At 30.8% G+C, this 13042-nt stretch carries 13 protein-coding genes; 9 read left to right on the top strand and 4 right to left on the bottom strand.

Annotated elements, in window-relative coordinates; translation table 11 throughout:
- Window positions 1-215 precede the first annotated feature (215 nt).
- Window positions 216-1346 (bottom strand): cysteine desulfurase family protein, encoded by a 1131-nt coding sequence (locus ACN5J5_RS09775; protein WP_418644722.1) that lies wholly within the window; start codon window positions 1344-1346, stop codon window positions 216-218.
- A 9-nt stretch (window positions 1347-1355) separates the two neighbouring features.
- Complete coding sequence (locus ACN5J5_RS09770; RefSeq protein ID WP_418644721.1) at window positions 1356-1904, bottom strand: Smr/MutS family protein; 549 nt, start codon at window positions 1902-1904, stop codon at window positions 1356-1358.
- Between the two features lie 82 nt (window positions 1905-1986).
- Here ACN5J5_RS09770 and ACN5J5_RS09765 point away from each other — a divergent pair, with 82 nt between their 5' ends.
- Window positions 1987-2619: a hypothetical protein gene (locus ACN5J5_RS09765; RefSeq protein WP_418644720.1), complete on the top strand. Its 633-nt coding sequence runs from the start codon at window positions 1987-1989 to the stop codon at window positions 2617-2619.
- A gap of 1154 nt (window positions 2620-3773) precedes the next feature.
- Here ACN5J5_RS09765 and ppk2 (ACN5J5_RS09760) read toward each other — a convergent pair.
- Window positions 3774-4553, bottom strand: coding sequence for a polyphosphate kinase 2 (gene ppk2 / locus ACN5J5_RS09760; RefSeq protein ID WP_418644719.1), 780 nt, complete (start codon window positions 4551-4553; stop codon window positions 3774-3776).
- Window position 4554: 1 nt separating this feature from the next.
- Entirely contained in the window at window positions 4555-5412 is an 858-nt protein-coding gene (gene ppk2 / locus ACN5J5_RS09755) for a polyphosphate kinase 2 (protein ID WP_418644718.1), read from the bottom strand.
- A 68-nt stretch (window positions 5413-5480) separates the two neighbouring features.
- Here ppk2 (ACN5J5_RS09755) and ACN5J5_RS09750 point away from each other — a divergent pair, with 68 nt between their 5' ends.
- From ACN5J5_RS09750 to ACN5J5_RS09715, 8 genes are all read left to right on the top strand, one after another.
- Window positions 5481-6425: a lipid A deacylase LpxR family protein gene (locus ACN5J5_RS09750; RefSeq protein ID WP_418644717.1), complete on the top strand. Its 945-nt coding sequence runs from the start codon at window positions 5481-5483 to the stop codon at window positions 6423-6425.
- 84 nt (window positions 6426-6509) lie between these two features.
- A complete protein-coding gene (dnaN, locus tag ACN5J5_RS09745) occupies window positions 6510-7628 on the top strand; it encodes a DNA polymerase III subunit beta (RefSeq protein ID WP_418644716.1) in 1119 nt (372 codons plus the stop codon).
- 153 nt (window positions 7629-7781) lie between these two features.
- Window positions 7782-8546 carry a ParA family protein gene (locus tag ACN5J5_RS09740; protein ID WP_418644715.1) on the top strand — a complete coding sequence of 255 codons (765 nt, stop codon included), beginning with the start codon at window positions 7782-7784 and terminating at the stop codon, window positions 8544-8546.
- Between the two features lie 9 nt (window positions 8547-8555).
- Window positions 8556-9443 (top strand): ParB/RepB/Spo0J family partition protein, encoded by an 888-nt coding sequence (locus ACN5J5_RS09735; RefSeq protein WP_418644714.1) that lies wholly within the window; start codon window positions 8556-8558, stop codon window positions 9441-9443.
- 1 nt (window position 9444) lies between these two features.
- Window positions 9445-10023, top strand: coding sequence for a DUF5683 domain-containing protein (locus ACN5J5_RS09730; protein ID WP_418644713.1), 579 nt, complete (start codon window positions 9445-9447; stop codon window positions 10021-10023).
- A 1-nt stretch (window position 10024) separates the two neighbouring features.
- Entirely contained in the window at window positions 10025-10726 is a 702-nt protein-coding gene (gene dapB, locus ACN5J5_RS09725) for a 4-hydroxy-tetrahydrodipicolinate reductase (RefSeq protein WP_418644712.1), read from the top strand.
- Window positions 10727-10807: 81 nt separating this feature from the next.
- Window positions 10808-12391: a signal peptidase I gene (gene lepB, locus ACN5J5_RS09720; protein WP_418644711.1), complete on the top strand. Its 1584-nt coding sequence runs from the start codon at window positions 10808-10810 to the stop codon at window positions 12389-12391.
- Complete coding sequence (locus tag ACN5J5_RS09715; RefSeq protein ID WP_418644710.1) at window positions 12391-13008, top strand: WbqC family protein; 618 nt, start codon at window positions 12391-12393, stop codon at window positions 13006-13008. Before lepB ends, ACN5J5_RS09715 begins: the two co-directional genes overlap by 1 nt.
- Window positions 13009-13042: the final 34 nt, after the last annotated feature.

The raw sequence follows: 13042 nt of genomic DNA, 5'->3' as shown, positions 1-13042 counted from the left end.
ATTATTTTTTTACACTACACCTGTTAAGACACCTTTTTATTCGCTAAGTCACAAAAAAATTATCTTTTTTTTTGTAAATAACAAAAAACTATCATACTCGTGACTAAAATAAACAAAATATATTTAACAAGCAAGTTATATTTATTTTTTAATCCAACGTAAAAAAAACAAGCAGCACATAGTTTAAAAAATAATAAAAACTCCTTAAAACAGCTTTAAAATTGATTTAACACATTTAAAACTAAATCAAGCTCCTCCTTTTTAGTGAATTTACTAAAAGAAAAACGAATTGACGTTCTTTCTGCATTTTCATCACTTAAAAAAACTCTTAACACATGCGAACCTTTATTTGCACCACTTTGACATGCACTTCCTCCTGAAGCAGCAACACCTTGCAGGTCTAAATTAAAAAGTAACATTTTATTTTTTACCGGAAAACGAACATTTAATATTGTGTAACTACTTTTTTCTAAACTTGCAGACTCACCATTAAACTGAATATTTTTAAAACGAGCTTGTAATTGTTCGATAAAATATTTTTTCACTCCTATTATATAGTCTACATCTTGTTTTAAATTACTGTACGAAACCTCTAACGCTTTTTCCATTCCTAAAATAGCATGTACATTTTCGGTACTAGATCGCGCTCCTTTTTCTTGTTCGCCACCATACAACATTGGCTGTACCGAAATTCCTTTTTTAACATACGCAAAACCAACACCTTTAGGGCCGTGAAATTTATGTGCACTTGCCGCAATAAAATCAATCGGTGTTTTTTGTAAATCTAACTGATAATGCCCAATTACCTGCACAGTATCTGAATGAAAATAAGCTTGATACTTTTTACAAACCTCAACAACTTTATCAACAGGTAATAAATTACCAATTTCGTTATTAACCATCATTAAAGTAACTAAAGTTTTTTCGGGTGATGCTTTTAAAAGCATCGCCAAATCATCTAATAAAACAGCTCCGTTTTCATCAACATCAACATAAATTACCTTTATATTATATTGTTTTTGCAAATATTGCACTGTTCGCAAAACTGCGTGATGCTCTATTTTAGAAGTAATAATTTTTGTAACCCCTAAATTAACCACCGCATTGTGTAAGATTAAATTATCTGCCTCGGTACCACCAGCAGTAAAAATTATTTCTGCCGCAGATACATTAAAGTGTTTTGCTATATTTTTTCGCGCTGTTTCTACAGCTGCTTTTGCTTTTCTACCAAACTGATGTACTGAAGATGGATTTCCAAAATTATTTTGCATTGATTGCTGCATAACCTCAATCACCTCTGGTAACATAGGTGTTGTTGCTGCATTATCTAAATATACAGTTTTCATAAAAATAATTTAATTTGAATTTTGATAAATATAAACTTCCGTTGCTCCGGCTCCGTATTTTTGATAAGAAGCATCGTAATATTTTACAGCATACTTATTTAACAAATAATACAATTCTGTTTTTAACACTCCTTCACCTACACCATGAATTAACACTAATTTAGAAATACTTTTAGACATGCAATACTCTACCTTATGTTTGGCAGTTTGTAATTGCAACGATAAAATATCGTAGTTATCCATTCCGCGCGTAGATTTTACTAATTTACTAGCATGTAAATCCACCTCCATTACTACTTCGTTTTTATCTTTTACAAATGCTGATTTTTTCTTTTTTTTCGTGTCTTCAATTTTTGCTCTCAACAACGAATTGCTAACTCGAGTTCGCTTACTTAATTCGTGCTGATCTTCGCCTATTTTAACCAACTCGGTCGCATAAAAAGAAAATTCCATACCATCAGCATCTTTAACAAAAAATAGCTTATTTTCTTTTTTTGTTATGAATCCTCTAATATCAGCATCTAAAACTGCTACTTTATTACCTATTTCTAAACACATTCTTAACCTTTACTTAATTCAATTAAAGAGCTTTACAGCGTATTTTTGCAGTAATTATATATTGCAAAAGAACTGTAAAAAAATGATAAACACTAAAAATATCAGCACAAAAATATTCTTTAAAGAAGCTTATAAAGAAATAACAATTAGTAGCGAACGAAAAAAACTACTTACTAACATTGCGCAATTAATTATTAGTGAATACCAAGATAGAGAAAAAATTAACCTTAATTTTATTTGCACACACAACTCTAGAAGAAGTCTATTTGCACAAGCTTGGAGTTTTTTTGCTATCGAATACTTCAACTTAAAAAACATCTTTTCATATTCTGGCGGAACAGAAACTACTGCTTTTCATAGAAACACTGTAAAAAGCTTACAAAAAACAGGTTTCGATTTTAATATTGTAGATTTTTCTCATCAAAATCCTCGTTATTTAATTTCTTTCGATGGTACTAAAAAATCTATTTTAGGATTTTCTAAAACCTACGACCACCCAAATAACAGTTATCCTTATATTGCGATAACCACTTGCGATAGCGCAGACGAAAACTGCCCTTTTATTCCGGATGCCATTGCTAGATTTCATTTACCATATTCTGACCCAAAAAAATCTGATAATACCGATTTAGTTAACGAAACCTATTTAAACACTAGTAAGTTAATTGCGGGTGAGATATTTTTTATTTTTAAAACAATAAAAAACGAGTTGTAAATTTATAAATAACGTCATTCTGAACTTGTTTCAGAATCACACATTTTTACAAATGAAACGCATACAAATGAGACCATGAAATAAATTCAGGGTGACGTTTTTATTTTATTATAAAGGTAAGCACACAATAAAAACGAATTGCAAATTTATAAATAGCGTCATTCTGAACTTGTTTCAGAATCACATATCATTATAAATCGAACACATACAAATAAGACCCTGAAATAAATTCAGGGTGACGTTGTTTTTTATTATAAAAGTAAACCTACAATAAAAACGAATCGCAAATTTATAAATAGCGCCATTCTGAACTTGTTTCAGAATCACATATCATTATAAATCGAACACATACAAATGAGACCCTGAAATAAATTCAGGGTGACGTTGTTATTTTATTATAAAGGTAAACATACAATAAAAACGAATTGTAAATTTATAAATAGCGTCATTCTAAACTTATTTCAGAATCACATATCATTACAAATGGAACACATACAAATGAGATCCTGAAATAAATTCAGAGTGACGTTGTTTTTTATTATAAAGGTAAACATACAATAAAAACGAATTGCAAATTTATAAATAGCGTCATTCTGAGCTTGTTTCAAAATCACATATCATTACAAATGAAATACATACAAATGAGATCCTGAAATAAATTCAGGGTGACGTTTTTATTTTATTATAAAAGTAAACCTACAATAAAAAACGAATTGCAAATTTATAAATAGCGTCATTCTAAACTTGTTTCAGAATCACATATCATTACAAATGAAACGCATACAAATGAGACCCTGAAATAAATTCAGGGTGACGTTGTTTTTTATTATAAAGGTAAGCATACAATAAAAACGAATTGCAAATTTATAAATAGCGTCATTCTAAACTTGTTTCAGAATCACATATCATTACAAATAAAACACATACAAATGAGACCTTGAAATAAATTCAGGGTGACGTTGTTATTTTATTATAAAAGTAAACATACAATAAAAACCAGTTATAAATTTATAAATAGCGTCATTCTGAACTTGTTTCAGAATCACACATTTTTACAAAAGAAACGCATACAAATGAGACCCTGAAATAAATTCAGGGTGACGTTGTTTTTTATTATAAAGGTAAGCATACAATAAAAAACGAGTTGTAAATTTTTACACAATTGTATCCTTATCGTAAGGAATGCTTTTTAACACGTGATTTATAGCATTTACACGAGCAATTGTTTTTCTATTTGCTCTAATCACTTTCCATGGTGATGTTCTTGTGTTTGTTTTAGAAAACATAGCACGCTTATACTCTGTGTAATCATCCCAAAGCTCTTGTGCTCGTTCATCAACTGGAGTAATTTTCCACTGCTTTAAAGGATTGTTTTTTATATCAGCAAAACGCTTTGCTTGCTCTTTTTTATTGATAGACATGTATATTTTAACCAATCGAATACCCGATTCTAAAATCATTCGCTCAAAATCATTTACCTGATTCATAAAAACCTTGTATTCTTTTTGCGTACAAAATCCATTTACAGGCTCTACCACTGCTCTATTATACCAACTACGATCAAAAAAAACCATTTCTCCTGCCTTTGGAAACTGCTCTACATAACGCTGAAAATACCATTGTGTTTTTTGATCTTCATTAGGTTTTGGCAAGGCTACAATACGCATATGACGCGGATTAATTCGCTCTGTAATTCTACGAATTGCACCTCCTTTTCCGGCAGCATCTCTTCCTTCAAAAATAATGATAATACGTTCGTCTTTTTGTATTGCCCAAGTTTGCAAACGAATTAATTCTACTTGTAATTTTTTTAATTTACGCTCATAATCAACATACCTAATTGCTCTTTCTAAATTAAATGCTTTAGATAAAACAGCTTTTAAACCTTTAGTGGTATTTAGTTTATTAACGTCTTTTTGTGTTAATTTTCCCATATTAATCTAAATGATTTACCGATCTATAATAACGCATTACAATATTAGGATCTGGGTTATTCATTATTTTTAACTCTTCTTTTTCTTGATAATCAAATTGCGATAATACATAACGAATACACTCTACCCTTGCTTTCATTTTATCATTGGTTTTTACCACAATCCAAGGACAATAAGCTGTATGTGTTTTCGTAAACATTTCCTCCTTATAATATGAATATTTATCCCACAATTCTTGCCCTTTTTTATCAACCGGACTAAACTTCCATCTTTTTAAAGGATTATCATTTCGTGCATCAAAACGACGCATTTGCTCTTCTTTTGATATTGATAACCAAAATTTAATAACCGTTACACCATCTTCATACAACATATGCTCAAACTCTGGCACTTGCACTAAAAAATTTTTATATTCCTCTTTAGTACAAAAGTCCATTACAGGCTCAACTACCGCCCTATTATACCAACTACGGTCAAAAAAAACAATCTCTCCCGGATTTGGCAATTCTTTAATATATCGTTGAAAGTACCATTGTCCTTTTTCAACAACAGTAGGTTTATTTAAAGCAACCAAACGCATAGAACGCGGATTTAAATGCTCCATAAATCTACGGATATTCCCTCCTTTTCCGGCAGCATCTCTTCCTTCAAAAATCACTGCTACTCGTTTATTATTTTTTGCTATCCATTGCTGAAGTTTTACCAACTCTATTTGAAGATTTTTCAGTTCCTCTTCATAGTCCATTTTTTCCTCAACCTTAGCGATAGAAATACCTTTTTCTTTAATTAAATTCAACAATTCGTCGTTTGTAGCAACGCTTTCAAAATCATTGATGGTAAGTTTTGCTTTATTTTTCATTTAAAATAATACTTAAATCATTAATAAATTAACTCTATTTTTGCTAAAATAAGATGATATTAGCTGCTATGAAACAAAAAATATTTTTTTTATGTATCTTTTTCTGTCTCAATCTTTTTTCCCAACGAAAATACAGTAAAGAATTTAGTTTTTTAAACGATAATGATTTATATATTTCAACTAGTCAAGACAGGTATTACACCAACGGAATGTTTTTTACATACAGATATTTAAGTTCTAAAAAACTTAAAAACATAGAAAAAAAAGCATTCGAAATTCAAATTGGGCATCACATGTACACGCCTTTTAAAGCTACCGTACAACAACACGGAAATCACGATCGCCCATTTGCAGGTTACTTGTTTGGACGTTTTGGTATTCAAAAATTTTATAAAAACAATACTATTTTAAAATCAAGTATTGAAATTGGTGTTATAGGTCCTGCTGCAATGAGTAAAGAATTGCAAGATTTTATTCATCATATTTATGGTTATAAAAAAGCCATTGGATGGAAATACGAAATTTCAAGCGCTCTTGGACTAAACTTAAACCTTGAATACATAAAAAACTTAGCAAACGATAATCATTTTGATATTAATTGGATAAACAATGCTAAAGCAGGTACGGTTTATACTGATTTTTCAACAGGATTTTATGGTCGCATCGGAATTAATCCACTTCAAAAAATAATCAATTCTATTGCTTTTAACGGTAATTTAAATAATAAAAACACCAGTTTTAGCAACAAACCTGAAGCATTTATCTACCTAAAACCAATGATTAGCTATGTTTTATACGACGCAACCATTCAAGGAAGTTTTTTAAACAATAATAGTCCGATTACTTTTGGTATTAAGCCGTTTAAGTTTACAGCCGAAGTAGGAATTCGCGCTACTTTTAATCGTTTTAATTTAGGATACGCAATAAATTATCACACCAAAAAACTAAACAGTTACCGCGTACCTAAAGGAAATTTTTACGGAACCTTACAATTTAATTATCAATTTAATTAGTCTTTTTTATTGATTGAAAAAATAATTTTTAAAATCATCAAATTAAGATATATTTGTAAATCTAATAAATAGAAACTATACTAAATGAAATTTATCGTATCTAGCTCTCAATTATTAAAACAATTACAAGTTTTAGGAGGGGTTATAAACAGCAATAACACATTACCTATTTTAGACAATTTTTTGTTCGAACTAGCTAACAATGAACTTCAAATATCATCATCAGATCTTGAAACAACCATGACCTCTGTTGTTGAAGTTGAAAGTGCCGACACGGGTTCTATTGCTATAAATGCGCGATTATTACTAGATACTTTAAAAACTTTTCCAGAGCAACCACTTACTTTTAAAGCAGAAAGCGGTAGTACTATCGAAATTATTTCGGAGCAAGGTAAATACGACATGGCATATTTTAGCGGAGAAGAATTTCCTAAAGCGGTTGAATTACCTTCACCAAGTAGTACCGAAATTCCGTCTAATATTTTAGCCACTGCAATTTCTAAAACAATTTTTGCTGCTGGTAATGATGATTTAAGACCGGTAATGAGCGGTGTGTTTTTTCAATTTAACTCAAAAGAATTAACTTTTGTAGCTACTGATGCTCATAAGTTAGTAAAATATACTCGTACAGATGTTACTGCCGATAAATCAGCAGAATTTATTATGCCTAAAAAACCTTTAAACTTATTAAAAGGTATTTTAAGTGGATCTGAAAATAATGTTACTATTGAATATAACGATACAAATGCCAAATTTACGTTTGACAACGTTGTTTTGGTATGTCGTTTAATTGACGGGAAATACCCTAATTACGAAGCGGTAATACCTAAAGAAAATCCAAATAAATTAACGGTAGATAGAGCCTCTTTCTTAAACTCTGTTCGTCGTGTTTCTATATTTTCTAGTAAAACAACGCATCAAATTCGTTTAAAAATGGCAGGAACAGAACTAAACATTTCTGCCGAAGATTTAGATTACTCTAACAAAGCAGATGAACGTTTACAATGTGATTACCAAGGTGATGACATGCAAATAGGATTTAACTCTCGTTTTTTAAGCGAAATGTTAAACAACTTAAATGCAAACGATGTATTAATAGAAATGTCTTTACCTAACAGAGCAGGTATTTTAACTCCGATTGATGGAACCGATGAAGGTGAATTAGTTACAATGTTAGTAATGCCAGTAATGTTAAACGGATAAAACACTCAATAAAAAAACATAAAAGCCACAGAATCAAATCTGTGGCTTTTTTATTTAGCTAAACCGTACAATTATATTTTTGTTAACATCTTTCGCTTTAAAAAATGATAAATAATTGTAAATTTACCTCTTTCAAACTTTTTATAAATCACTATGGGTAAAATAATAGCAATTGCAAATCAAAAAGGTGGTGTAGGTAAAACTACAAGCTCTGTAAACTTAGCAGCATCGTTAGGTGTTTTAGAGAAAAAAGTATTATTAATTGATGCAGATCCACAAGCAAATGCTACTTCTGGTTTAGGTTTAGATGTTGAAACGATCGAATTCGGAACTTATCAAGTTTTAGAACACACCGTAGCAGCCAAAGACACTATTTTAAAAACCAACTCACCAAACGTTGATTTAATTCCAGCTCATATTGATCTTGTAGCTATTGAAATAGAATTAGTAGACAAGCAAGAAAGAGAATACATGCTTAAAAAAGCATTGACAGAAATAAAAGACGATTACGATTATATTTTAATTGATTGCGCACCTTCTTTAGGTTTAATCACCTTAAACTCTTTAGTTGCTGCCGATTCTGTTATTATTCCTATACAATGTGAATATTTTGCCTTAGAAGGTTTAGGAAAATTATTAAACACCATTAAAAGTGTTCAAAAAATTCACAATGCAGATTTAGATATCGAAGGCTTATTATTAACCATGTTCGATTCTCGCTTACGACTTTCTAATCAAGTTGTTGAAGAAGTAAAAAAACACTTTAGCTCAATGGTTTTTGATACCATAGTTCACCGAAATATCCGTTTAAGTGAAGCACCTAGTTATGGCGAAAGTATAATTTCATACGATGCAACCAGTAAAGGAGCTGTAAATTACTTAAATTTGGCGAACGAAATTTTAACTAAAAACGCATAAGTACGGTACATGGCAAAAGCAACTAAAAAACAAGCTTTAGGTAGAGGTTTATCAGCCTTATTAAAAGAAACTGCAGAAGTAAGCTCTGCGGAAGACAAAAATGCTGATAAATTAGTAGGAAATATTATTGAAATAGCCCTAGATGCTATTGAAGTAAATCCGTTTCAGCCTAGAACCTATTTTGATGAAGAAGCTTTACGAGAATTGGCAGATTCAATTCAACAATTAGGCGTAATTCAACCCATTACAGTTCGTAAATTATCAAGCAATAAATTTCAATTAGTTTCTGGTGAACGTCGTTTTAGAGCTTCTAAATTAATAGGCAATAAAACCGTACCAGCTTATATTCGTTTAGCAAACGATCAAGAAATGCTAGAAATGGCATTGGTTGAAAACATTCAACGTAAAAACCTTGATCCTATTGAAGTAGCACTCTCTTACCAACGTTTAATTGATGAAATTAAATTAACACAAGAAGAATTAAGTGTTAGGGTTGGTAAAAAAAGATCAACCGTTACTAATTATTTACGTTTATTAAAATTAGATCCTATTATTCAAACAGGAATGCGAGATGGATTTATCTCTATGGGACATGGACGTGCTTTAATTAGTGTTTTTAGCATCGAAAATCAACTATCTGTTTACGAAAAAATAGTAAAAGAAAAACTTTCTGTACGTCAAACCGAAGAACTGGTAAAAAGTTTAAAATCAGGAATTGTATCAAAAATTTCTAAAAAGAAAACCGTACCTAGTTTTGTTTCAGAAAGTGTAAAAGATATGAGTAACTATTTTGGTAATAAAATAGCCATTAGTGTAAATAACAAAGGAAAAGGGAAAATATCTATTCCTTTTACTTCCGAAGAAGACTTTAATCGTATTAAAAAATTATTAAAGTAAATTGAATTTTCGCAATATCATATTCGTTTTTTTTAGTTTTTTTTTAAGCTTACATATAGTTGCTCAAAAAGATTCTACCGCTATAAGGGCTAAACAATTACAATTAGGTAGCGACAAATACAATCCGCTTTCTCCCTCTAAAGCAGCTTTTTATTCAGCTATTTTTCCTGGAGGAGGACAAATTTATAACAAAAAATACTGGAAAGCTCCCATTGTTTGGGCTGCGATAGGTGCAAGCACTTATTATTATATTGATAATAGTGACGAATATGACCGTTACAGAACTGCTTTTAAACTACGTAAACAAGGTTTAAAAGATGAATTTACGAATGCAAACGGAGTTCAATTAATTTCTGACTCTGGACTTGAAAACGCACAAAAAACATTACGTAAAAACAGAGATTTATCGCTATTAACAGGAGTTTTATTATACGTTCTTCAAATTGTAGAAGCAAGTGTAAATGCGCATTTATTACAGTTTGATACTGATGATAGCTTATCTATAAATCCGATAATAACACCCGATCCTTTATTTATTGAAGCACCGAAGGTGGGACTAACATTAAAATATACTTTTTAAAATGAAAATAGCCCTACTTGGTTATGGAAGAATGGGTAAAGAAATTGAACAAATTGCTTTACAAAGAGGTCATGAAGTAATTATTAAAACTTCAGGAAAAGAAACATACGACATTACCAAAGCAGATATTGCTATCGATTTTAGCATTCCTACATCAGCTTTTAACAATATTAGCAATTGCATAAATAACAACATTCCGGTTATTTCTGGAACCACAGGTTGGTTAGAAAAATACGACTCTATCGTAGCTCTTTGTAAACAACAAAAAGGCGCTTTTATCTACGCATCAAACTTTAGCTTAGGTGTCAATGTTTTTTTTGAACTAAATAAACAACTTGCTAAAATGATGAAAACTTTAAATGAATATAATATTTCTATTGAAGAGATTCATCATACTAAAAAATTAGACGCTCCAAGTGGTACCGCAATTACTTTAGCTGACGGAATTATTGAAAATTCTGAAAAAGTAACTTGGGAATTAGACCAGCAAACATCCGAAGAAAACATTCCTATTACAGCAATTAGAACTCCCGATGTACCTGGTACGCATACAGTAAGTTATCAATCTAAAATTGATACTATTGATATTAAACACACAGCGCACAACAGGCATGGTTTTGCTTTAGGAGCCGTTATTGCTGCCGAGTGGTTAGTTGATAAAACTGGTGTTTACACCATGAGAGATGTGTTAAACTTAGGTTAATTACGTAACAAAAATCGTAAAAAACACACCTATAATACTGAATTTACTTCCTACTCGTTAGGAAAACAAAATAACTATATTATGACATTTACCGAGTGGTTTATATTTTTCTTACTATTACAAGTCATCCATTTTTTAGGAACTTGGAAACTCTATGTTAAAGCAGGAAAAAAAGCATGGGAAGCAGCAATACCTGTTTACAATGCCATTGTTTTAATGCAAATAATAAACAGACCAAAATGGTGGGTTATTTTACTGTTTTTTCCAATAGTTAACTTATTAATGTTTCCTATAATTTGGGTAGAAACTTGTAGAAGTTTTGGTTTTAACCAACGAAAAGACACGCTCTTAGTTATTTTTACCTTCGGATTTTACATTTACTACATCAATTATTTTACCAATACACCTTACATTGAAGACCGAAGTTTACAACCAAGATCTAGCTTAGGAGAATGGGTAAGCTCTATTGCTTTTGCTATTATCGCAGCAACTTTAGTGCATACTTATTTTATGCAACCGTACACGATACCCACTTCATCATTAGAAAAAACATTATTGGTAGGTGATTATTTATTTGTAAGTAAATTTCACTACGGAGCACGCGTTCCTAATACCGTAGTAGCCGCTCCAATGGCGCATGATACCATTCCCGTTTTAGGAAATAAATCTTTTATTTCTGATGATAAAAACGAAGACGGGTTTTTAAATAAACTCTCTTTACCTTATATGCGTTTACCTGGTTTTCAAAACATTAAACGCAATGATATTGTTGTGTTTAGCTGGCCCGCAGACACTTTAAAAACAATGTGGGGTGATCGTTCGGGAGAAGCAACTTATAAACCTATTGATAAACGAACAAATTATGTAAAAAGAGCAACAGGTATTGCTGGTGATACACTAGAGGTTCGTGATGGTTATGTATTTATAAACGGAAAAAAAACGGTTTTACCAGACAGAGCAAAACCACAGTGGTATTTTAAAGTTGATACTGATGGTAAACAATTATCAGATAATTTAATTAGAAAATACAACAAAAATAGAGAAGGTAAAATGTCTAACGATGGCATGTATTACCTTAATCTTACGGATGATGAAGCAGCATCTTTAGCCAAAGAATCAATCGTAAAAAGCGCAACTAAATTTTTAAAACCTAGTGGAACTTACGATAAATCTGTTTTTCCTCACAACCCTAAATACGCCTGGTCATCAGACAATTTTGGACCAATATACATTCCTAAAGCAGGTACAACAGTTGCCTTAAACGAAAATACAATTCCGTTTTACGAGCAAATCATCCGAAGATATGAGCACAATGATTTAACTATTTTTGGAAACGACATTTACATCAATGGTAAAAAAGCTAAAAACTACACTTTTAAGCAAGATTATTATTGGATGATGGGAGATAACCGCCAAAACTCATTAGATGCAAGAAATTGGGGATATGTACCTTTTGATCACGTAGTAGGCAAACCTGTTTTAATTTGGTTAAGTTGGGACCCAAATGCGCCAAGTTTTACAGCAAAATTACAATCTATTCGTTGGGACAGAATGTTTACAACCGTTGGTGGTAGCGGAAAACCTACTTCTTATTTGTGGTTGGTAATGATTTTAATTGCGGGTTACTTTGTTTACAGTTTTAAGAAAGGAAAAAAGAAAGCTTAATGTCACTTTTTGTTCCCACCTATTTTTCGCCAATTTCACAGTATGCTGCCATATATAAATCTGATGCTGTTGTTTTTGAGTTTGATGATAATTACCAAAAACAAACTTATAGAAATAGGTGCTATATTTATGGAGCTAACGGAAAACTATCTTTAAACATTCCTGTTAAAAACTTAAATACCGAAAACAGAAAAAAAACAAAGGATATTAGAGTTGATAATGATGTACAATGGCAATTACAACATTTTAAATCATTAAAATCAGCTTATCGATCATCTCCTTTTTTTGAATTTTTTGAAGATGATTTAGCTAAAATATTTTATAAAAACTACACCTTTTTACACGATGTAAATATTGATACGCATTTGTTTATTACCGATGCTTTACAGATAGATACTTCTTTTAATAAAGCGGAAAACTACGAAGTAAACCCTATTATTACTGATTACAGAAACCTTGCTATTGCTAAAAAAGGAATAACAATAAATATAGATACCTACATACAAATGTTTGATGAAAAACATGGTTTTATATCTAATTTATCTATTTTAGATTTACTTTTTATGGAAGGTCCAAATGCGATTAGTTTTTTAGAAAAAACTACTATAAATCTGTAAATTATAGTTTAACAATCTTATTATCAAACACAAA

Source organism: Tenacibaculum insulae, assembly GCF_964512435.1.
Taxonomy (GTDB): Bacteria; Bacteroidota; Bacteroidia; order Flavobacteriales; family Flavobacteriaceae; genus Polaribacter; species Polaribacter insulae_A.
The sequence above is the reverse complement of the archived record's forward strand: the minus strand, read 5'-3'. Positions and strand labels throughout refer to the sequence as shown.